This window comes from Streptococcus gwangjuensis (assembly GCF_028156745.1).
In the GTDB taxonomy this organism is placed as follows: domain Bacteria; phylum Bacillota; class Bacilli; order Lactobacillales; family Streptococcaceae; genus Streptococcus; species Streptococcus gwangjuense_A.
Map to the genome: position 1 here is coordinate 1 of NZ_JAODJG010000018.1, position 358 is coordinate 358.

The 358-nt window shown below is 43.6% G+C and carries 1 protein-coding gene; it reads left to right on the plus strand.

Translation table 11 applies throughout. The annotated features are described in order from the left end of the window. A partial coding sequence (locus N5909_RS00125) for a mucin-binding protein (RefSeq protein ID WP_419965930.1) occupies positions 1 to 358 on the plus strand: 358 nt, incomplete at both ends.

Sequence of the window (358 nt, forward strand, 5' to 3'; positions counted from 1 at the left end):
GGTTACACAGCGGATAAATCAGAAATCCCAGCTGTAAGTGGAGTTCAAGCTAAAGACCAAGACCGTGTTGAAACAGTTACTTATCGTAAGGATGCCCAAAAGGCTGTTATCCGTTATGTAAGTACTAACGGTGACCGTGTTCTCACAACAGATGAAGTGACAGGTAAGTCAGGTGAAGCCATTGCCTACAGCACTACAAGTCAAATCACAGAATTCAAGAAACAAGGTTACAAGCTTGTTAGTGATGAATTCACAGCAGGTGGTGCGAAGGTTTATGACTACGATACAGCACGTGACCAAGTCTATACTGTAACCCTTTCAGAACGTGTTGAACCAGTGAACCCAGATAACCCAACTC